This window comes from Roseimicrobium gellanilyticum (assembly GCF_003315205.1).
GTDB lineage: Bacteria > Verrucomicrobiota > Verrucomicrobiia > Verrucomicrobiales > Verrucomicrobiaceae > Roseimicrobium > Roseimicrobium gellanilyticum.
The window spans coordinates 361,727-382,051 of record NZ_QNRR01000003.1; the positions used below are offsets into that span (position 1 = coordinate 361,727).

The following is a 20,325-nucleotide window of genomic DNA, read 5'->3' on the forward strand; positions in this document are numbered from 1 at the left end:
CCATGGCCAATTCAATTACGGGACAGTTCGATGCGGCGCTGCAGATCAGCGTACAGCGGATCAATGGGTTGCTGGCCACCATGCACCAAAATCGCTGGGAACGGGAGCAAAACCCCAACTCCAAGCTGGCCACCTTTCCCCACACGGACAAAATCCGACTGGGACCACTGCCGTTTCACATTGACCCTGCCTTGCTGCAGATCGCGGTGTGGTTCCAGAATCGTGGGGAGGGAAACGCCGAAAACGCTCCCAACCCGAATGACTCCGGCCTCTCAAGCTTTTTGAACGGCCTGCCGCCAGAAACAGCTGCGGGACTCATGGAGCATTTTGTGAACTGGCACAGTGCTGCCACCTCTGCCACGGAAGCTGCCGGCAGCATGGCGAGGGGGTTGGCTGAGGTGCAGATTTCCGCCCCGTCCATCAGCCTGGCCAACGGCGACATGAACAAGGTCACCGTGCATGTTTTCATTCGCGCGCGCTACCTCGCGGACAGCCCCAGCCCTCTGCTGCCGGAGCGCATTCACGGAGAGGTGCGCATCGGTTACGAAATGAAGCGTGAAGGAAACTCGCTCAAGGTCGTGCCCTCGGAGGACGACAGCAAGATTTCCTTCATCTCAGCAACCTCGATCGCGCACGTCGTAACGGCTGCCATTACCAAGGAAATCATCTTGCTGGTGCGCGAGCGTTTCCGGCCCAACTTCGTGGATGTCACGAGTGACTTTGGCTTCTCTGCAGCCTTCAAGGCACTGGGCAGCGGTTCCAGCCAGGTGCTCGCCATGCCGGTATCTCTCACGCCGGACGGAGTGCCTGCGGGAAACGTCGACAGCCTGAACAGTGCCTGGTTGGGGAATCAGGATTTCGCGCTGGCCGTGAGCAAGGAGTTCGTGGGAGGGAAATTCGAACCTGCGCTGGCGCCACTGCGCGGTTTCAGCGTGAGGTTCACGGTGAATGTGGATGTCCTGATTTTTGGTTTCAGCGTCGCCGAATTCACGCTGCGAATTCTGGACGCGCGGCTGGAGTGGAGTGCCGGACTCGTGACGCTGAGGATCGATGCCAAGCTCCTGGCATCAGTGGCCTTTGGAGCGATTCGAGATTCCTATGATATTGTCGTGACCCAGAAGATGCGCTTCCAGCTGGCTTCGGGAATGGTCACTCTCACGGCTGTCGACGGCGATCTCCATGTCACCGGCGCACCGACGGAATTTGGCATCCATGATGAGGCGTGGAAAGCCGCGCGTGATGCCCGCAATCGATCATTACCCGCGGTGCAGCAGATGGTTCCCAAGCTGTTCCAGGATGGCGAATCCCCGGGCATCGGCAAAGGAGCGCTCCGACGCATCGGAGTGGCTCTGCGCAGGTTCGACACGAATCTTGCGGTGGCGTACAAGATCCTGGAGGTCAACAGCAGCGGGATCATTGTGCGGGGCGCCATCTCCGGTGGGAAACGCATGGCCCCCATCGCGGACATCGGGAGTGCCGACGGCGGCGACAGCTACACCGCCCTGCATAGCTGGATACCTGGAGGCCGGATCGAAAAGCTGCAGTGGGGCATGTGGGAAAAAGTGCCCTTCCAGAAGGCCCTCGCCACATCCGGGCTGTTGTGGACCCTGCCGTGGGAAGGCATGCCAAAATTCTCCGGGGAGGAGACAGAACATTTCATGTTTCCTCATGCATGGACGCTGCCGCGCAGCACCACGGTGTGCCTCACCATCTATGGCTCCCGGAGGGATCTCAGGGGTGTGGTGGAAGATGATGTGTGGGGAGCGGATAACACCCGCGGGGCGTGCGCTCCGGTGGAACTCCCGCCTATTTTCATCGACGCGCACTGGAAGGAGTTCAAGATCCCCAACATCTGGCCGGACTTCACCGGAGAAGCGATTCTGGAGGATCTCATCTTTGCCCATATCGATGCCTCGGTGCCGGACTGGCCAGGAGGTGAACTGACCACCAATCATCTTGTGCATTTCATGGACTGGAGCGCGGAGCAGCCCATGCAGGTCATCCACGAGGCATTGGGCATGATGAAGAAAAAACAATTTTCTCTTTCGCTCATGGTCGTGGTGCCGCAGGGAAGCCTCAAGGTATCACGCTACGAAATGGAGGAGAAACTCGGCCTCGCGGGTCCCCACGAAAAAATTGGCCAGAAGAAAGGCCAGTCCCCGGTGCACATTCAAGTGGTGGAGGATCTGAACCGAGGCTGGTCTGAAGTGTTCCATGCAAGCGGCACGCCGGCGACATATTTTGTGAATGCACACCGACAGCGGGTCTGGGACATGGATGGTCCCGTGGACCCCGGTGAACTCGCGGCTGTGCTGGACAAGCAGATCGTACCCGCCCCCGCCGCGCGAAATCGGCTTCCCGCACTGGTCACTCGCCCGGGAAACAGCCTGCCTCCCATCAACTTCGTGGATGATCAGGGCAATGCGATGCGCCTGCGGGACTTTTCCAAGAAGGAGCTGAAGCTCTGCTTCTGGAATGCGTCCTCCCGACCGTGCATCCGCGAGTTGCAGCGGTTGGAGGAGATGCAAAAGGCGGATGGCGATCTGGTAGTGGTAGGGCTTTGCGGCGATGAAGATGCGAAGGTAATCTCCCGCATACGTGAGCAGTACCAGCTCTCCATGATTCTGGCGCAGGACCCGGAACGGACCAATGCCCGGAAGCTCAAGGTGCGCTGCTGGCCCACCACACTGAGCATTGGCCATGAGAACATTCTCCACAGCATCCAGTACGGCTACCCGATGAAGGGGGGCCTGGGGAAGGAGTAGCTGGTCCCACGCGGTGGCTCCCCCTGCCAAAAAGTTCTCGGCTGCCATTGCCAGCCGTGGGCAGCTCGGGTAATGCTCGGCCTTTCCCCTTTCTCGGGACCAGACGTTTCCGGAGGTGGGGTAAATATTTGCAATTTGCCCTTGCCTTTTCTGTTCATTCGAACATCATCGGCAAATTCCAAAGAATTCGTCCACTGAACATTCATCCGACACATCATGGCCCGCGCACCCAAAGAAGCACCCTCCTCTGAATCCTCCGCCCAGAACAAGATTGCGGAGGCGCGAGCCCGGAACCTCGACCAGGCGATCCAGCAGATCCAGAAGGATTATGGCGAAGGCGCCATTCTCCGCATGGATGAGAGCTCCAAGGTCGACATCACGGTGATCCCCACGGGGAACCTCCTCATCGACCAGGCCCTCGGTGTGGGTGGCTTCCCCCGCGGCCGCATTGTGGAAGTGTACGGCCCGGAGTCTTCCGGTAAGACGACCCTGACATTGACGGTCATCGCCCAAGCTCAGAAGGCTGGCGGTCTGGCGGCCTTCATCGACGTGGAACACGCCCTCGACCCCAGCTATGCCCGCAAGCTCGGCGTGAAGATGGAAGAACTCCTCGTCTCCCAGCCCAGCAGTGGTGAAGAAGCCCTGCGCATCTGCGAAACGCTCGTCCGCTCGAATGCCCTGGATGTCATCGTCATCGACTCCGTGGCCGCCCTCGTGACGCGCCAGGAACTGGAAGGTGAAATCGGTGATGCCACCGTGGGCGCACAGGCCCGCCTCATGAGCGCTGCACTGAGGAAGCTCACTGCCATCATCAGCAAGGCGCGCACCTGCTGCGTCTTCACGAACCAGATTCGTGAGAAGGTGGGCATCATGTTCGGCAACCCCGAAACGACGCCGGGCGGCAAGGCCCTGAAGTTCTACGCCAGCGTGCGTGTGGACATCCGCCGCATCGGCGCCATCAAGACCTCGGACGGTACCGTGAGCGGCAACCGCACCAAGGTGAAGATCGTGAAGAACAAGCTGGCCCCGCCCTACACGGAGGCTGAATTCGACCTGATGTACAACGAAGGCATCAGCGGTGTCGGTTCGCTGCTGGATCTGGCGCTCGAGTTCGACATCCTGCAGAAACGTGGCTCCTGGATCAGCTACAAGGGCACGCAACTCGCCCAAGGCCGCGATGCCTGCAAGGAAGCCCTGAAGGGTGACGCCACCCTCTATGCGGAAGTCGAGGTCGCCGTGAAGGAGAAGCTCGCGGAGAAAAACGGCACCAGCACCGGCCGCAGCAGTGGCGGCAGCGGCAGCAGCAGTGAAGGTGATTCCGCTGGTGAGTAGTCGAGCATAGCTCGTTTGTATTTCCTCGTTGCTGGGGACACCGCCCGCATGCCGGGCGGTGTTTATGTTTTTATTGGTCTTGTCGAATGCGGTCGGCTGTAGTGAAACTTCAGTCCGTAGCCTGGGCTCCTCGCCATCCAGGTCAACACGTTCGCCTTATGAAAACGTTCCTTCTGCTCCTTTGTGTGGCGGTGAGCTTGAGTGTGGCTCATGCTCAAACTGCACCGCCGCGTCTGATTGTCCGTGCGGATGACATGGGGTATTCGCATGCGGGCAATGAGGCCATCCTGAAGACGTACAAAGAGGGCATTGCGACCTCGGTGGAAATCATCGTGCCGTCACCCTGGTTTCCCGAGGCGGTGGCGATGCTCACGCAGCGTCCCGAGGTGGATGTGGGCATTCATCTTTGCCTGAGCAGCGAGTGGGACAACGTGAAGTGGCGGCCTCTCACCGAGTGCCCCAGCCTGCGTGATGCGGATGGTTTTTTCTTCCCCATGATCTTCCCAAACAAGAACTATCCGGGACGATCGCTCGCGGAGAACAAGTGGAAGCTCGAAGAGATTGAAAAGGAGTTTCGCGCCCAGATTGAACTGGCGCTGAAAAAGATTCCGCGCATCAGCCATGTGACGCATCACATGGGATGTTCGGAACTCAACAGCGAGGTCTCAGCCATGGCCCAGCGACTGGCGAGCGAGTACAAGCTTGCTCTTGGACCTGGAAGCCTGGGAATGAAACGAGTCAGCTATCAGGGGCCGAAAGGGACCTCTGAAGAGAAGATCGCCAGCTTCATCAAGATGCTCGAAGGCCTGGAGGCAGGGAAGACCCACCTCTTTGTGGATCACCCCGGTCTGGATGTGCCTGAGGTGCGGGCGATTCATCACATCGGCTATGAGAACGTGGCCGTGGACCGGCAGGGGGTGACCGATACCTTCACCAGTCCGAAGGTGCGTGAAGTGATCAAGGCGAGGGGTATCCAGTTGATCAGCTACGGTGATTTGAAGCGGTAGCTTCAAATCTCTCCGGGACTGTCCCATGCGATCCCCGCTTGCATTCAAGGGTGACTTCGCCAACGTCCTTCCCCTCTTCCTTCCCCAACATGAACACTCCTTCCTTCTCCCTCGCGAATCGTGTCGCCTTTGTTTCCGGAACTTCGCGTGGCTTGGGAGAGCGATTCGCCCTCACGCTGGCGCAGGCTGGTGCGGATCTGGTTTTGACGAGCCGCACGCTGAAGTCGCTGGATGACATCAAGAAGCGCATCGAGGACATGGGCCGCAAGGTACTGCCGCTGGAGCTGGATGTGCGTTCGCTGGACAGCATCGTAAACGCGGTGCAGGAGGCGAAGGCCTGCTTCAGCAAGCTGGACATCCTGGTGTGCAATGCCGGCTGCAATGTGCGCAAGCCCGCTGTGGACGTGACCTGGGATGACTGGAATCTGATTCTCGACACCAACCTGCGCGGGTCCTTCTTCCTCGCCCAACAAGCCGCGAAGGAACTCATGATCCCCGCCCAATACGGCCGCGTGATCCTCATCGGCTCAGTGACCTGTGTGGCAGGCTATGCTGGACTCGCTCCTTACGGCGCGAGCCGTGGTGGTGTGAAACAGATGGCCATGGCCCTCGCTGACGATTGGGGCGTCCACGGCATCACTGTGAATGTCCTGGCCCCCGGCTGGTTCAAGACTGCCCAGAATGCGGTGATGTATCAGGATGCCGAGTGGGTGGAGTATCTCAGCGACCGCATCCCGCTGAAGCGCCCCGGCTCCATGGATGACCTCGAAGGACCGCTCGTTTTCCTGGCCAGTGAAGAAAGCCGCTACGTGACCGCCCAGACCCTGCTGGTGGATGGCGGCATCAGCGGCGGTGCCACCCGTGCCCTGCCGAAGAAGAAGTAAAGCACAGAGGGACAAGGGATAAGGGACAAGGGGCAAGAAGTGCTTGCCCCTGGGTTGGCGTTTGATTTGCGAAAAGCGCCAGATGACGCATGATGACTGCCCCAATTCCCACTATGCCTGAAGACGTCATCTCCAATGTCCTTGCCGAACGCTACGCCACCGCCCCCATGAGGGCCATCTGGTCCGGCGAGGGCAAAGTCCGGCTGGAACGCGAACTCTGGATCGCCGTGATGAAGGCGCAGAAGGATCTGGGCATCAGCATCCCGGATGGCGTCATCGAGAGCTACGAGCGCGTGAAGAACCAGGTGAATCTGGAAAGCATCATGCAGCGCGAGCGCGTCACGCGCCATGATGTGAAGGCCCGCATCGAGGAATTCTGCGACCTCGCCGGGCATGAGCACATCCACAAGGGCATGACCAGCCGTGACCTCACGGAGAATGTGGAGCAGCTTCAGGTCTTCCGCGCTCTACAAGTCATCCGGAACAAGGCTGTGGCCGCACTCACGAAGTTTGCGGCCCGCGCCAGCGAGACCCGCGACATCCCTTTCACCGCCCGCACGCACAATGTGGCCGCGCAGGTCACCACCGTGGGCAAGCGCATCGCCATGTTCGGCGAGGAAATGCTGGGTGGCTTGCAGCAGCTTGAGAACGTCATCGCCACCTACCCCGCGCGCGGCCTGAAGGGCGCCGTGGGCACCCGGCTCGACCAGATCAGCCTTTTCGGAGGAGACGCCGCGCAGGCCCGTGCCTTGGATGCGAAGATCGTGGCCCACCTTGGACTGCCCGGCTCGCTGGATGCCGTGGGCCAGGTGTACCCCCGCAGCCTCGACTTCCGCGTCATCAGCGCGCTGTGTGATCTGGCCAGCGGTCCGGGAGATTTCGCCCGTACCCTCCGCCTCATGGCGGGCCACGAGCTGGCCAGCGAAGGTTTCGCCAAGGGCCAGGTCGGCTCCTCCGCGATGCCGCACAAGATGAACAGCCGCTCCTGCGAGCGCATCAACGGCTTGCACGTGGTGCTGAAGGGTTACCTCGCCATGGCCGCCGGACTCGCCGGAGACCAGTGGAATGAAGGCGACGTCTCCTGCTCTGTGGTGCGTCGCGTGATGCTGCCGGATGCTTTCCTGGCGATGGATGGCCTTCTCGAAACGCTGCTCACCGTGCTGAACCAGATGGAGGTCTTCGAGGCTGTGGTGGCCCAGGAGCTTCAGCGTTACCTCCCCTTCCTGCTCACCACCACGGTTCTCATGGAAGCCGTGAAGACTGGCGCTGGCCGCGAGGAAGCTCACGAGGCCATCAAGGAACATGCCGTGGCGGTGGCCAAGGACCTGCGCACTGGCAAAGTGAGCACAAACAACCTCTTCGATCGCCTCGCCGCAGACGAGCGTCTGGGACTCTCCACGGACCAGTTCGACGCCGTCTTCGAAAAGGGACGCGCGAACTCCGGGGATGCCGCCGCGCAGGTGAATCACTTTGCGGAGAAGGTCGCTACCCTGGCTGGAAAGCACCCCACTGCCGCCGCCTACGAGCCCGGGTCCATCCTTTGATCCCCGCAGATTGGTATTTTCACCGGGACTGAAACAGGGCAACATTGATTCAACGCCCTCTTTATTCCCGGGTCCAATCCACCCCCCTTCCCCCAGAGATCCTGCTGCATCCTACATGAAAATCGTCGCCATCATTCTCACCTGCACCCTGCTCGGCTTCATGGGCTGGCTGGTACTGGACGCCCGCTCTGAGGCACGTGGCGCCCGCAATCAGATGGAAATGCTCCGGCGAGAGCACGACGGCGATGCAGCCACCGCCACTCCCAGGTCCGCTCCGAACATCGCTGAGCAGGGCCTGATTGCTGACAGGGAACAGCAACTCCTGCAGGACATGCAGCGCAGCCAGGGAAATGCCGGAAACATTCCTCCCCCTGTTGGCCGCCCAGCCACTCCTCCCTCTCCCGGCTATGGGGCCGCAGGTACTCCAGCGGGCTCCATCCCCGGCACCATCTCGCTGCCTCCCGGGATGAATCCCGCCGACCTCACGCCGCCGCCTCCCGCCACCCCCCGCCAGCGCATGATCGCCTCCGCTCCGGTGCTCGCCAAGGTGACGGAATACCAGAAGGAGTTTGGTTTCGTTGTCATCAACGCTGGCGCGAAACGGAAGTTGGAAAAGGACATGACCTTCGCCATCCGCCGCGGCAGCGCCATCATCGGTCGTATCAAGGTGACGGAAGTGAGCGAAGAAGGTTCCGTGGCTGACCTGCCTGTGGACACTGTCCCCTCGGGCGTAACCATCGAAGTGGGTGACGAAGTCATCCAGGACATGCCTCCCGAGGCCTGAGCCTCATCTTCAAAGTCACTCACGCGGAAGGATACCACGGCGCATGAAGCAGCGGCTCGACCACCTGCTCGTGGCACGTGGTCTCTGTGAATCACGGGAAAAAGGCAAGCGCCTCATCCTTGCCGGTGATGTGCTGGTAAACGACGAGCCCATCACCAAAGCAGGCCATCTGGTGCCTGAAGATGCTGAGATCCGCATCAAGGCCCAGCCCAAGTATGTGAGCCGCGGAGGCTTCAAGATGGAAGGCGCTCTGGAGCACTTCGGCATCGACGTCACTGGCAAGACCTGCCTCGATGTAGGAGCCTCCACTGGCGGCTTCACCGATTGCCTGCTGCAGCGCGGCGCAGTGAAGGTCCATGCCTTTGATGTGGGCACGAACCAGCTCGTGTGGAAGCTGCGCAACGATCCGCGCGTAGTCTCTCGTGAAAACTACAACGTGCGCCATCTGAACAAGGAGGATGTGCCAGATCCCGTGGATCTCATCGTGGCGGATGTCTCCTTCATCTCGCTCACCCTGGTGCTGCCGCCCGCCTTCCAAACGCTGAAGTCCGGTGGGCAGGCGGTGGTGCTCATCAAACCCCAGTTCGAGTTGAGCAAGGAGGAAATCGGCAAGGGTGGCATCGTGCGCGAGAAGGCGCTGCATGAGAAGGCCTGCAAAAAGATCGAGGACTTCGCCCGCTCCCAATCTGGATGGGAATGGCGCGGGCTCATGGAGTCCCCCATCCAAGGAACCGACGGCAACCGCGAGTTCCTCGCGTGGATTGGCTACAACGCCTGAAAGACTGCGGAGCAAACCGAGTTCCCATGTGACAGGTCCAGCGGCTCTGGCCTGCGGTCGGCGTAGCTCGCCCCGCGTTCTCCAAGTTACCCCACACCCCACCTCACCCCATGAAGGCCCTCCTCGTTCTCGTCACCTTCGTGGCTTTCATGGCGTCCGTTTCTGCTGAGGAAGGTAAAGCGCCCATCCGCGTCGCCCTCTACGATGATGCCGGCTCCACTGGCAAGGGCGTGCCGCGTGTGACCGAACTCCTCGGGAAGGACACGTCATTCAAACTCACCGTCCTAAAGGGCGCCGACATTGCCTCAGGAGCGCTCAAAGACCACGACGTGGTCATTTTCACCGGGGGCAGCGGCAGCAAGCAGGCTGCGGGTCTCGGCGAAGCAGGCAAGGTCGAAGTCCGGAAGTTCGTAGAGAATGGAGGAGGCTATGTAGGCATCTGCGCAGGAGCCTATCTCGCGTGCTCGGGCTTCGACTGGAGCCTCGGCGTCCTCGATGCCATGACCGTTTCCAACAAATGGAAGCGCGGCATCGGCGACGTGAAGATCCAGGTGCATGACATCGCACCGGCGGTGACCGGCATTACCACTGGAGAACAATCGGTGCGCTATGCAAATGGTCCCATCATCAAGCCCGCGGGCCGTGATGACATTCCCGACTACGAAACGCTCGCCTCCTTCCGCACTGAACTCGCGGAAAACAACTCGCCAAAGGGCATTATGGTCGACAGTCCCGCGTGGGCACGTGGCATTTTTGGCAAGGGACGTGTGATCGTTTCCAGCCCGCATCCGGAGCAAACGCCGGGCATGGATGCCTTCGTGGCAAGTGCGGTGAAGTGGGCCGCAGGCAAGTGAGCGCCTGCAGTTTTGGCTTTGCACAGTCGAATTCGATGGTTCACACACGGAAGTGTGGTTAGCCTCAGCGCATGTCGATCGACATTCTTGCCTACAATCGTGAAGCCTGGAATCGGCGTGTGGCCCAAGGCGACGAATGGACGATTCCTGTCTCCCCAGAAGCGATTGCCAAGGCACGTCAGGGCGACTGGAGCATTGTGCTAACGCCACTCAAGCCCGTACCAGCCGACTGGTTCCCACCTTTCGGAGGGAAGAAGGTGCTCGGTCTCGCCGCTGGTGGCGGGCAGCAGGGTCCTACTCTGTCTGCGGCTGGCGGTGACGTGACCGTCTTCGACAACTCACCCTCCCAGCTTGCCCAGGATGATCTGGTGGCGAAACGCGAAGGGCTCACCCTCCGCACCGTGCAGGGCGACATGGCGGACCTTTCGGTCTTCGAGAACGAAACCTTCGACCTCATTGTCCATCCCTGCTCGAACTGCTTTGTGCCAGACATCAAGCCCGTGTGGCGTGAAGCCTATCGCGTGTTGAAGAAGGGCGGCGTGATGCTTTCCGGCTTCTGCAACCCCATCACCTGGATACTTGATCCGGAGCTGGAAGCCAAAGGCGTGCTCCAGATCAAGTACCGCACGCCGTACTCCGACCTGGAACTCACCGAAGAGGAGCGCAAACGCTACACGGATGCGGGTGAGCCGTTGGGATTCGGACACACATTGGAGGACCAAATCGGCGGCCAGATCGCCGCCGGATTCTCGATCACCGGCTTCTATGAAGATGCCTGGGCGCCAGAGAAACACCCCCTATCCGCGAAGATGTCCTGCTACGCGGCAACCCGGGCACTGAAGCTCTGAGCTGTTGGGATTGCCAGCTCATTGGTGCTTGACCGGTGACCTTGGGACCGTTGACTCTTTCCTCATGGCTCACCCCACCCCTCACGGTCTTCGCAGCGAACTCTGGCTCAACAATCCGGACAACCCCGGCATGACCGCGCTCTACGTGGAGCGGCTGGTGAACTATGGCATCACGCGCAAGGAACTGCAGAGTGGCCGCCCGGTGATTGGCATCTCGCAGACCGGCGGCGACATCGCACCATGCAATCGCATCCACCTTGAAACGGTGGAACGTGCCAAGGCTGGCGTGCGCGACGCGGGCGGCATTCCCTTTGTGTTCCCCGTGCATCCCATTCAGGAGACGGTACGCCGTCCCACGGCGGCTCTGGATCGCAATCTCTCCTACCTGGGCATGGTGGAGGTGATTCACGGCAATCCTTTTGATGGCGTCATCTTCACCACGGGTTGTGACAAAACCACGCCCGCAGCGCTGATGACGGCTGCCACGGTGAATCTTCCCAGCATCATCCTCAGTGGCGGCCCCATGCTCGATGGCTGGCACAAGGGCAACCTCGCGGGTAGCGGCACCATTGTGTGGGAGTCGAGGAAACTCTACGCCGCCGGGAAGATCGACTACGAAGAGTTCATGGATCGCTCCTGTGCCAGTGTGCCCAGCGCAGGCCACTGCAACACGATGGGTACTGCGCTCTCCATGAACAGCCTCGCCGAGGCGCTCGGGATGAGCCTGCCCGGATGCGCGAGCATTCCTGCGCCCTATCGCGAGCGTGGTCAGATCGCTTATGAAACCGGCCTCCGGATTGTGCAGATGGTGCGCGAAGATCTCACTCCGCAGAAAGTGCTGACGCGCGAGGCGTTTGAGAATGCCATTGTCGTGAACTCCGCCATCGGCGGCAGCACGAATTGCCCGCCACACCTTGTCGCAATCGCCCGCCACATGGGTGTGGAGCTCGATACCACCGACTGGCAAAAGGTGGGCTATGATGTGCCTCTGCTGGTGAACTGCATGCCTGCGGGCAAGTGGCTCGGAGAAGCCTTCCACCGCGCAGGCGGTGTGCCTGCAGTACTCGGCGAGCTCATCCGCGCAGGCCGCATCCACGAGGGTGCCATCACGGTGAACGGCAAGAGCATCGGTGAGAACTGTTCGAAGGTGGAAGTCGTGAATACCGATGTCATCCGCCCCTACGCCACCCCGTTGCGTGAGAAGGCAGGCTTTCTGGTGCTGAGTGGCAATCTCTTCGACTGTGCCCTCATCAAGACCAGCGTCATTGGCGAGGATTTCCGGCGTCGCTATCTCTCCAAGCCCGGCAGTGAGAATCGCTTCGAAGGCCGCGCGATTGTATTCGAAGGCACGGAGGACTATCACGAGCGCATCAATGACCCGGCACTCGATATCGATGAGAACTGCTTTCTCGTCGTGCGTGGCAGCGGCAGCATCGGCTATCCCGGCGCTCCTGAAGTGGTGAACATGACGCCCCCCGACTACCTCGTGAAGCGCGGTATCACCGAGCTGCCTTGCGTCGGCGATGGACGCCAGAGCGGCACCAGTGCCAGCCCCAGCGTGCTCAATGCGTCGCCAGAATCCGCGATCGGTGGTGGGCTTGCTTTGCTACAGACGGGCGACCGTATGGTGATTGACCTGAACACGTGCCGCTGCGATGCGCTGGTGCCCGAGGAGGAATGGAACGCCCGCCGCGCCGCCTGGAAGCCGCCTGTGCTGGAGAACCAGACCCCCTGGCAGGAAATCCACCGCAAATGCAGCGGCCAGCTCAGCACCGGCATGTGTCTGGATTTTGCGACGTGCTACCGGAATGTGGGCGCGGCGGTGCCGAGGGACAATCATTGAGATGACTGGCTTCATGAGGCGCTTCACCTCGTCTCAAAAGTAGGAATGCAGGCAACCTGCGCATGCAAACCGCTGCCCGCTGCTCCGTTAGCTCGTTTCGCACATGAACAATCTCGACCTTACCAATCAAACTGCCGTCATCACCGGAGGCGCCCGTGGCATCGGGTACGCCATTGCCCAGCGACTGCTCCAGTCCGGAGCCTCTGTCTCTCTGTGGGACGTGGATGATGCTGCGCTGCAAAGCGCGAAGGCCAAGCTCACCTCCCTGGGTGATGTGCATACGGCGAAGGTCGATGTCACCTCGGAGAGTTCCACTCAAGCGGCGGCGGACGCCACGGCAGCGCATTTTGGTTACATCTCGGTCGTCGTGAACAACGCTGGTATCGCGGGAACCAATGCCAAGACGTGGGAACTGGATGTCACGGACTGGCGGCGCGTCGTAGATATCGACCTCACCGGCGTCTTCCTTGTGTGCCGCGCCACCATTCCGTATCTTCTGAAGAATGGATATGGCCGGGTGGTGAACATCGCCAGCGTTGCCGGCAAGGAAGGCAATCCCAATGCGGCGCACTACAGTGCTGCGAAGGCAGGTGTGATTGGCCTGACCAAGTCGCTCGGCAAGGAGTTGGCGACCTCCAACATCTGTGTGAACTGCGTGACGCCGGCGGTGATTGAGACGGATATCCTCAAGCAGCTGACCCAGCAGCACATCGACTACATGCGCTCGAAGATTCCGATGAACCGCTTCGGGAAGGTGGAAGAGGCAGCGTCGCTCGTGGGCTGGCTGTGCTCGGCGGACTGCTCGTTTAGTACTGGAGCGGTGTTTGATTTGACTGGGGGCCGTGCCACATACTGAGACAAGGCACAAAGGCAACAGGCACAGAGGCACAAAGTGATATGAAGAGCTTCCGTGAGCTATTGGTGTGGCAGAAAGGAATCGAGGTCGTGACGTCCGTCTACGCCGCGACTGGTCAGTTTCCAAAGGCTGAAACTTATGGGCTTACAGACCAAGCTCGGCGAGCGGCAGTTTCCATTCCGGCGAACATTGCCGAGGGGTACGGGAGACAATCCACACAAGACTACATTCGATTCCTCCTAATCGCTCGCGGTTCGCTTTACGAACTTCAGACCCATATGGAGATAGCAAGACGGCTTGGCTATCTTACGGACCTCGACAACGCCGATTCGGTCGACGCCCGCATCCTTGAGGTGGAACGAATGCTCTCGTCCCTGATTGCCAAGCTGAAATCCAAGCCACGCTCATAGCCCAGGGACGGTGCGCGCACTGGATGCTCACACTTTGTGCCTCTGTGCCTGTTGCCTTTGTGCCTGCTACCGAAGGTACAACGTGCCCCCATCCACCGGATAAGCCACGCCGGTGATAAAGCTTGCCTCGTCACTACATAGAAACACAGCCGCAGCAGCAACCTCCTCTGGTGTCCCCATGCGACCGATGGGCTGGGTCTTGGAGAGTTTTTCGAACATCTCGTCGACTCGATCCGGATAGTTCTTCTTGATGAACCCATCCACAAATGGTGTGTGGATGCGGCCGGGGCAGAGGGCGTTGCAGCGGATGTTCTGCTTCATGTAATCCTGCGCCACATTGTAGGTCATGGCGAGGACGGCGCCCTTGCTCATGCTGTAGGCAAAGCGATCGCCGATGCCCATGAGCGCGGCGATGGAACAGAGGTTCAGCACCACGCCGCCTCCGCTGGTCAGCATGCGCTGCACTCCGGCTTTCAGGCAGTGCGCCACGCCCTTCACATTCACGTTGTAGATGCGATCGAGATCGGCCTCGGAGGTGTTGAGTACATTCCCCACGTGGGCGATGCCAGCGTTGTTGACGAGGATATCGAGGTGCTGCTGGCGTTTCCAGGCGGCTTCGAACGCGGCCTCCACGGATGAAGCGTCTGCCACATCACAGGCACTGGCGGCGGCGCTGCCTCCGGTGCTCTTGATTTCAGAGACCACTTCAGCAGCTGTGGATTCATTGAGATCCAGCACCTCCACATGCGCACCCTGTTTTGCAAAGGCCACCGCGATGGCCTTGCCAATGCCGCTGCCTGCACCCGTGATGATTGCTGTCTTGCCAGAAAGGGAGAACATAAGATGAGATGTGGGCACGAGCATGATGGGGACTTTCAGTTCATGCAAGCGTGCACCGCATCTTCACGTTTCCTCCCGCGATGCTTTCCCGTTTCCTTCCCACGATTGTCGCTTGTCTCGCCACTTTTGTGGCGGCGCCATCCATGGCCGCCGAGCCACCGCCCAACATCGTGCTCATTGTGGCGGATGACATGGGTTATGCGGACCCGACGTGCTTCGGGCTCGCAGGAGAGGAGCGCACCTATCAGACTGCCCAGCTCGACAAACTCGCGAGCGAAGGCACACGCTTCACGAACTTCTACGTTTCACAAGCCGTCTGCACTGCCTCGCGTTCTTCCTTTCTGACGGGGTGTTACGCCAACCGTGTGGGGCTCCAGGGCGCGCTCAACCATACGAGCAAGAATGGCCTCAATCCGAGCGAGACCACTCTTGCCGAACTCTGCAAGGCACGCGGTTACGCCACGGGGTGCTACGGCAAATGGCATCTCGGCATGGGCAGTCTTGGCGCGGTGCATCACGGGTTCGACGAATTCTTCGGCCTGCCCTACTCGAACGACAATGGTCCGTTTCACCCCACGATCAAGAACATGCCTCCTCTACCGCTGATCGAGGGAGAGCGGGTGATCGCCACCGATCCCGACCAGTCGCAATTCACCCGGCAGTTTACGGATCGAGCGATCGGCTTCATCAAGAAGAACAAGGAGAAACCGTTCTTCCTCTACCTGCCCCATGTCATGCCACACGTACCCATCTTCGCTTCGGACAGATTCAAGGGAAAGTCGGGCGGCGGACTCTACACCGACGTTCTACTGGAACTCGATGCCGGAATCGGCGAAGTGCTCGCAACCCTGAAGGAACAGGGCCTGGAGGAGAACACGCTGGTGATCTTCTTCTCAGACAACGGTCCCTTTCTCAGCTACGGCTCCCACGCGGGTAACGCACGGCCTTATCGCGAAGGGAAACTTACGGCGTTTGAGGGTGGCGTACGCACTCCCTGCATCTTGCGCTGGCCAGGCAAGATTCCCGCCGGGCGGGTGTGTGAGGACATGCTCTCTGCCATGGACCTTGTGCCGACCATCGCCACCCTTTTGGACCAGCCCCTGCCGTCTGTGAAGATTGACGGCAAGAACATCCTGCCAGTTCTCACCAACCAACCTGGCGCCAAGTCACCCCACGAGGCTCTCTTCATCTACAGTGGGACGGAGTTGCACGCAGTGGTCAGTGGACCATGGAAGCTGCACTTCCCCCACCCCTACCTCACCGTGGCCGCCGAGCCGGGGCGCAATGGCAAGCCTTCCAACTGGGCGAATCTCAAGCCGGACTCCATCACCAAGTCCGGTGTGGAAGGCATTGCCTCACGCCATGGGTATCGCGTCGAGAAGCTTCCGTTGTCCCTGTACAATCTCTCTGAGGATCCCGGAGAGGTGAAGAACGTCGCTGAACAGAATCCCGAAGTCGTTGCCCGCCTGAGCGCACTCGCAGAAACGATGCGCGCAGACCTGGGAGACTCCTTGCAGGGACGCACGGGTACGGGCGTGCGCCCTGCGGGGAAGGTGGAGTAGCGGAGTAATCAGTAAGTCAGTATTCAGTGCACAGTAAGGAGTAAGTAGTGAGTGGTAAGTAGAGAGAAGCAATGAACACAGGCCTGGCTTGTGAGTTGCTCCCACCTGTAGTTACTGACTACTGACTACTGACTACTGACTACTGACTACTGACTCACAGCTCCCTTCAAGCATCCCCCTTCGTCATCTCCCCGTCTACCATGCGCCACGCACCGGTAACGTTCTTGTTCTGGATGGCAGCGGGCAGGCAATCATCCGGGAAGCCCTGGTAGCACACAGGGCGGACGAAGCGGTAGATGGCTGCGGTGCCGATGCTGGTAAAGTGGCTGTGCGTGGATGATGGATACGGACCGCCATGGTGCATGGAGGGACACACCTCGATGCCGGTGCCGAAGCCATTGAAGATGATGCGGCCTGCCTTGCGTTCGAGGATGCGCACGAGGCGGGCGTGCTCGCGCAGGTCGTCCTCCGTGCCATGGATGGAGGCGGTGAGCTGGCCATCGAAGCTCTCGGCGATGCGCTCCAACTCCTCCTTGCTGCCCACGTGAGTCACCACGCTGCTAGGGCCGAAGATTTCCTCACGCAGGGATGCCTGGCTCTCAAAACCCGCTGTGTCCGTGCTGAAGAGCGCGGCCGTGGCTTGGGAGGCCTCCTTGCTGGCGGGTGTCTGCGAGCGGGCCACGAGATCCACACCAGGGGTGGCAATCACGCGGGCCACGCCAGTATCGAAGGAGTTCGAGATGCCCGCATGCAGCATGGAGGCAGGCTGCCATCCCTTTATGAGGGAGGAGGTCTTCTCCATGAATTGCTTCAGTTCATCGCTTTGTACGCCGAAGACGAGACCGGGATTGGTGCAGAACTGTCCCACACCCATGGTGAGTGAGGTGACAAACGCTTCCGCAATCTGTGGCGCGCGCTGCTGCAAGGCGCCAGGCAGAAGGAAGACGGGATTCACACTGCCGAGTTCACCGTAGAAGGAAATGGGATTCGGGCGTGACGCCGCCGCATCAAAAAGTGCGCGGCCACCTTTGAGCGATCCGGTGAAGGCCACTGCCGCGGTCAGGGGGTGCTTCACGAGCGCCATGCCGATCTCGCTCCCTTTCCCCTGCACCATGGAGAACACACCTGCAGGCATGCCCGTTTTCTCCGCTGCTTCGGTGATGACGCGACCAATCATTTCACTGGTGCCCGGATGTCCGGGATGCGCCTTCACCACCACCGGGCAACCTGCGCCAAGAGCGCTCACCGTATCCGTACCAGCGACGGAAATGGCGAGGGGGAAATTGCTCGCGCCGAACACCACCACCGGACCCACCGGCACCATCATGCGGCGCACGTCCGGCTTCGGCAGAGGCGCGCGGTCGGGGATGGCCTTGTCGATGCGAGCCTCCAGCCACGTGCCTTCACGGACGAGTTTGGCAAAAAGGCGGGCCTGACTGGTCGTGCGACCGCGCTCGCCCGTCACACGCACCATGGGCAGGCCGGTCTCTTCATTGGCGCGCTTCAGCAGGGCATCACCCAGGGCATCAATGCCATCTGCGATGGCTTCCAGAAAACTGGCGCGCTCCTCGGGCGACTTCGCACGGAATTCGTCGAACGCCGCATCGGCCGCCTTCAGCGCGGCATCCGCCTGATCGACCGGAGACTCGTGGAACACCGGCTCCAGCGACTTGCCCGTGGCGGGGTTGGTGGCCGTAAAGGCCTCCCCTGTGGAATCGACCGTCTTGCCTGCGATGATGGACTGTCCGTGAAGCGTCATAGTGCCCCAGTGTCACGATTCAGAGGGGCAAGTCAAACGCGAGGGTGAAGCGGAAAATACCCGCGCAGCCGCTGGATCAGCCTTCCTCAGGGCGCAGTGCTCCAAAGGCAACCGCCAGTGCGATGGGCACCACCACAAACAAGATCCACCGTACCCACAGGTATGCGATCATCCCCATCCACCTGTCCCCATCCCAGATCACCAAAGGTGCCATGAAAACCTTGAGCAGCACCGCTACGGCAAGCGCTCCGACAGGCACCACCACCACCAGATACAACAGCATGTCCCGTGGTTCCAACTGTCCCGATTCATAGTACCCGCCGTACCGCGATTGTCCCAACTCCTCCAGCATGGTGGCCAGAACCACTGCGATACCAAAGAACAAGAGCAATGCCGCACCTGTGACAGCCCAATCCAGAAACGTTGGATACTTGAGAAGCGGCGGTGGCACGTCTGCTCCGCCTTCCTCAGGCAGTTCTTCTGGCGTTGCATTCATCACCTCGATGGCTGCGTCCACTTCCTCCTCGGGAATCATTACTGAGCATGGTTGCCACCCCGGGGAATACAGGTGACAAGATTCCTCGTGCCAGACTTCCACAGGAATGCCGTGAGCCTCCAAGACACCGCGCACGAGATGGGCGCGGTGCGGATGATACGCAGAACCCAGCCGGACAAACATGCGGCCCAGCCTGCACGAACGGCGACACGGCGTCGAGAAAGTTTTTACTTAAACAGCACGTGGTTCAGCAACCAACGCACTTGTTACTTCTCCGCCTGGCTGAAGAGCCACTTGTGCACCTCGGGGTCATCAAAGACTTTCCCGATGATTCCGTGACCTCCGGTGGGAAACTCGGTGTACTTGAAAGTCTTGTCCGCGCGTTCCAGCGCTTTCGCGAGTGCCTGTGAGCCCTCAACTTTCACCACCTCATCATCCTTGGCGTGGAAAAGCCAAAGGGGACGCTTCTTGAAAGTGTTTGCGGTATCCACGCCGGTGCAGCCTGCCACTGCCACTCCGGCCGTGAAGAGACGCGGTTCGGAATTCATCAAATGACAGGTGCCGAATCCTCCCATGGAGTAGCCGATGACATACACACGCTTTTCATCGATGGGCAGGGACTTCATGAGCTTCTTCACGAGGTCGATTGCCTCCGTGCCCGGCTTGTCATACCACCCGCCTCCGGTACCGCCGAAAGGTTGATAACATAGCGGCGCCACGATGATGCAGGGCCGCGCTGCGTAGTTTTCTGTCTTGGCGAAGGTCTTCATCCATCCACCCACCTGCTTGCCGTTTTCATCATTCTGGCTCTTGCCGTGCAGGGCCAGCACCAAGGGATATTTCTGGGCTGCGCTCAGCTCCTTGGAGGCATACAGGGCAAAGGGAAGGTCCTCATGCTTGGAGAGAGCCCAGTCGCCTGTGATGAGCGCTGCATAGGGCCCTTCAATCGGTTTGTGCGGTGCATTGGAAGTCGGGGATGCAGACGTGCCCGGACCTGGGGCCGCTCCCGGTTTTGCAGTGGAGTTGGACTGCACCCATTTCCGATCCTCCTCAGAGAGCCGCTCCAGGGGAATGGCGAAGGTCTGGCCTGCAGCGTTTTTCACGGTCACCGCTGTGGCAGTGGCGCTGACCAGGTCCGCTTCCAGCTTGCGGCCGTCAGTCGAGGTCCAGGTGCGGGCTCCGGCCACGATGGGCAAGGCGACGGTGGCAATGAGGGCAAGCAGCGGTTTCATGAGAACATGTGGCTCAACGTTCGGTTCCTGGACTCCATGGGCACAACGCACGAAAAGGCCGGGTCTTTGTGATTTCGAACAAAGACCAGCCAAATCTCTACAGAAGCATCCGGGGTGAATTGTTACGAAATTACCGCCGAAACTTCCTGGCTAGGACTCCGACGGAATCGGCAGCCCATGCATTCGAAGAAACGACAGCTTGTCCCAATACCCACGCTGAAACTTGATGCGCTCCTCCACCACATGGAAAAAGCCGCACCCACGTAACCCCAGCGGATCCTTCCACTCCAGCACGGCCCACTCGCCATCGCACAAGATGTTGTCGGGTATGCACACCATCTTTGCCCGCGAGAACTCGCCACGAAACATTTCTCGAATCGCCTCCCTGCCTTCCACCGGAGCATTCGCCACCTGGTGGTTCACAGCATTTTCATGGTAGAGCGCCGCAAGTTGATCTGCGTAGGCTGCATTGAAGGCCTCGATCCATTGCTGAAGCACTTGTCTGGGAGTCATGCGAGATGCTCGCACAGT

The 20,325-nt window shown here is 60.1% G+C and carries 18 protein-coding genes; 13 read left to right on the forward strand and 5 right to left on the reverse strand.

Annotated elements, in window-relative coordinates:
* Positions 1-2: 2 nt before the first annotated feature.
* From DES53_RS11460 to DES53_RS11515, 12 genes are all read left to right on the forward strand, one after another.
* A complete protein-coding gene (locus DES53_RS11460) occupies positions 3-2,765 on the forward strand; it encodes a TlpA family protein disulfide reductase (protein WP_113958396.1) in 2,763 nt (920 codons plus the stop codon).
* A gap of 216 nt (positions 2,766-2,981) precedes the next feature.
* Entirely contained in the window at positions 2,982-4,097 is a 1,116-nt protein-coding gene (gene recA / locus DES53_RS11465; RefSeq protein ID WP_113958397.1) for a recombinase RecA, read from the forward strand.
* Positions 4,098-4,255: 158 nt separating this feature from the next.
* On the forward strand, positions 4,256-5,104 hold the full coding sequence (locus tag DES53_RS11470; protein ID WP_113958398.1) for a polysaccharide deacetylase family protein: 849 nt from the start codon (positions 4,256-4,258) through the stop codon (positions 5,102-5,104).
* Between the two features lie 89 nt (positions 5,105-5,193).
* Positions 5,194-5,988 carry an SDR family NAD(P)-dependent oxidoreductase gene (locus tag DES53_RS11475; protein ID WP_113958399.1) on the forward strand — a complete coding sequence of 265 codons (795 nt, stop codon included), beginning with the start codon at positions 5,194-5,196 and terminating at the stop codon, positions 5,986-5,988.
* Positions 5,989-6,101: 113 nt separating this feature from the next.
* Positions 6,102-7,532 (forward strand): adenylosuccinate lyase, encoded by a 1,431-nt coding sequence (purB, locus tag DES53_RS11480; RefSeq protein ID WP_113958400.1) that lies wholly within the window; start codon positions 6,102-6,104, stop codon positions 7,530-7,532.
* 115 nt (positions 7,533-7,647) lie between these two features.
* Positions 7,648-8,316, forward strand: a complete 669-nt coding sequence (locus tag DES53_RS11485; RefSeq protein ID WP_113958401.1) for a hypothetical protein — start codon at positions 7,648-7,650, stop codon at positions 8,314-8,316.
* A gap of 43 nt (positions 8,317-8,359) precedes the next feature.
* Positions 8,360-9,094 carry a TlyA family RNA methyltransferase gene (locus DES53_RS11490; RefSeq protein ID WP_113958402.1) on the forward strand — a complete coding sequence of 245 codons (735 nt, stop codon included), beginning with the start codon at positions 8,360-8,362 and terminating at the stop codon, positions 9,092-9,094.
* Positions 9,095-9,204: 110 nt separating this feature from the next.
* Entirely contained in the window at positions 9,205-9,948 is a 744-nt protein-coding gene (locus tag DES53_RS11495; protein WP_113958403.1) for a BPL-N domain-containing protein, read from the forward strand.
* A 71-nt stretch (positions 9,949-10,019) separates the two neighbouring features.
* Positions 10,020-10,796 (forward strand): class I SAM-dependent methyltransferase, encoded by a 777-nt coding sequence (locus DES53_RS11500; protein ID WP_211325522.1) that lies wholly within the window; start codon positions 10,020-10,022, stop codon positions 10,794-10,796.
* Positions 10,797-10,860: 64 nt separating this feature from the next.
* Positions 10,861-12,639: an IlvD/Edd family dehydratase gene (locus tag DES53_RS11505; protein WP_113958404.1), complete on the forward strand. Its 1,779-nt coding sequence runs from the start codon at positions 10,861-10,863 to the stop codon at positions 12,637-12,639.
* 103 nt (positions 12,640-12,742) lie between these two features.
* A complete protein-coding gene (locus tag DES53_RS11510; RefSeq protein ID WP_113958405.1) occupies positions 12,743-13,495 on the forward strand; it encodes an SDR family oxidoreductase in 753 nt (250 codons plus the stop codon).
* A 41-nt stretch (positions 13,496-13,536) separates the two neighbouring features.
* Entirely contained in the window at positions 13,537-13,905 is a 369-nt protein-coding gene (locus DES53_RS11515; protein ID WP_113958406.1) for a four helix bundle protein, read from the forward strand.
* Between the two features lie 66 nt (positions 13,906-13,971).
* On the opposite strand, the gene DES53_RS11520 is transcribed toward DES53_RS11515, so the two are convergent.
* Positions 13,972-14,745 carry an SDR family NAD(P)-dependent oxidoreductase gene (locus DES53_RS11520; RefSeq protein ID WP_113958407.1) on the reverse strand — a complete coding sequence of 258 codons (774 nt, stop codon included), beginning with the start codon at positions 14,743-14,745 and terminating at the stop codon, positions 13,972-13,974.
* 80 nt (positions 14,746-14,825) lie between these two features.
* Here DES53_RS11520 and DES53_RS11525 point away from each other — a divergent pair, with 80 nt between their 5' ends.
* Positions 14,826-16,307, forward strand: a complete 1,482-nt coding sequence (locus DES53_RS11525; RefSeq protein ID WP_113958408.1) for a sulfatase family protein — start codon at positions 14,826-14,828, stop codon at positions 16,305-16,307.
* A gap of 166 nt (positions 16,308-16,473) precedes the next feature.
* Here the strand turns inward: DES53_RS11525 and DES53_RS11530 are convergent, their stop codons facing one another.
* The 4 genes from DES53_RS11530 to DES53_RS11545 all read right to left on the reverse strand — a co-directional run bounded on the left by DES53_RS11530 (position 16,474) and on the right by DES53_RS11545 (position 20,307).
* Positions 16,474-18,066, reverse strand: coding sequence for an aldehyde dehydrogenase (NADP(+)) (locus DES53_RS11530; protein WP_113958409.1), 1,593 nt, complete (start codon positions 18,064-18,066; stop codon positions 16,474-16,476).
* Positions 18,067-18,142: 76 nt separating this feature from the next.
* Positions 18,143-18,601 carry a hypothetical protein gene (locus DES53_RS11535; protein WP_113958410.1) on the reverse strand — a complete coding sequence of 153 codons (459 nt, stop codon included), beginning with the start codon at positions 18,599-18,601 and terminating at the stop codon, positions 18,143-18,145.
* 227 nt (positions 18,602-18,828) lie between these two features.
* Positions 18,829-19,794 (reverse strand): carboxylesterase family protein, encoded by a 966-nt coding sequence (locus DES53_RS11540; protein WP_113958411.1) that lies wholly within the window; start codon positions 19,792-19,794, stop codon positions 18,829-18,831.
* Between the two features lie 150 nt (positions 19,795-19,944).
* Positions 19,945-20,307, reverse strand: a complete 363-nt coding sequence (locus DES53_RS11545; RefSeq protein ID WP_113958412.1) for a nuclear transport factor 2 family protein — start codon at positions 20,305-20,307, stop codon at positions 19,945-19,947.
* Positions 20,308-20,325 lie beyond the last annotated feature (18 nt).

What these genes read in the sequence shown, in the direction of transcription:
- DES53_RS11460 (WP_113958396.1), top strand. Translation starts at nt 3, where the DNA reads ATGGCCAATTCAATTACGGGACAGTTCGATGCGGCGCTGCAGATCAGC.
- DES53_RS11485 (WP_113958401.1), top strand. Translation starts at nt 7,648, where the DNA reads ATGAAAATCGTCGCCATCATTCTCACCTGCACCCTGCTCGGCTTCATG.
- DES53_RS11510 (WP_113958405.1), top strand. Translation starts at nt 12,743, where the DNA reads ATGAACAATCTCGACCTTACCAATCAAACTGCCGTCATCACCGGAGGC.
- DES53_RS11540 (WP_113958411.1), bottom strand. Translation starts at nt 19,794, where the DNA reads ATGAAACCGCTGCTTGCCCTCATTGCCACCGTCGCCTTGCCCATCGTG.
- DES53_RS11500 (WP_211325522.1), top strand. Translation starts at nt 10,020, where the DNA reads ATGTCGATCGACATTCTTGCCTACAATCGTGAAGCCTGGAATCGGCGT.
- DES53_RS11490 (WP_113958402.1), top strand. Translation starts at nt 8,360, where the DNA reads ATGAAGCAGCGGCTCGACCACCTGCTCGTGGCACGTGGTCTCTGTGAA.
- DES53_RS11475 (WP_113958399.1), top strand. Translation starts at nt 5,194, where the DNA reads ATGAACACTCCTTCCTTCTCCCTCGCGAATCGTGTCGCCTTTGTTTCC.
- DES53_RS11515 (WP_113958406.1), top strand. Translation starts at nt 13,537, where the DNA reads ATGAAGAGCTTCCGTGAGCTATTGGTGTGGCAGAAAGGAATCGAGGTC.
- DES53_RS11470 (WP_113958398.1), top strand. Translation starts at nt 4,256, where the DNA reads ATGAAAACGTTCCTTCTGCTCCTTTGTGTGGCGGTGAGCTTGAGTGTG.
- DES53_RS11530 (WP_113958409.1), bottom strand. Translation starts at nt 18,066, where the DNA reads ATGACGCTTCACGGACAGTCCATCATCGCAGGCAAGACGGTCGATTCC.
- DES53_RS11520 (WP_113958407.1), bottom strand. Translation starts at nt 14,745, where the DNA reads ATGTTCTCCCTTTCTGGCAAGACAGCAATCATCACGGGTGCAGGCAGC.
- purB (WP_113958400.1), top strand. Translation starts at nt 6,102, where the DNA reads ATGCCTGAAGACGTCATCTCCAATGTCCTTGCCGAACGCTACGCCACC.
- DES53_RS11545 (WP_113958412.1), bottom strand. Translation starts at nt 20,307, where the DNA reads ATGACTCCCAGACAAGTGCTTCAGCAATGGATCGAGGCCTTCAATGCA.
- DES53_RS11535 (WP_113958410.1), bottom strand. Translation starts at nt 18,601, where the DNA reads ATGATTCCCGAGGAGGAAGTGGACGCAGCCATCGAGGTGATGAATGCA.
- recA (WP_113958397.1), top strand. Translation starts at nt 2,982, where the DNA reads ATGGCCCGCGCACCCAAAGAAGCACCCTCCTCTGAATCCTCCGCCCAG.
- DES53_RS11495 (WP_113958403.1), top strand. Translation starts at nt 9,205, where the DNA reads ATGAAGGCCCTCCTCGTTCTCGTCACCTTCGTGGCTTTCATGGCGTCC.
- DES53_RS11525 (WP_113958408.1), top strand. Translation starts at nt 14,826, where the DNA reads ATGCTTTCCCGTTTCCTTCCCACGATTGTCGCTTGTCTCGCCACTTTT.
- DES53_RS11505 (WP_113958404.1), top strand. Translation starts at nt 10,861, where the DNA reads ATGGCTCACCCCACCCCTCACGGTCTTCGCAGCGAACTCTGGCTCAAC.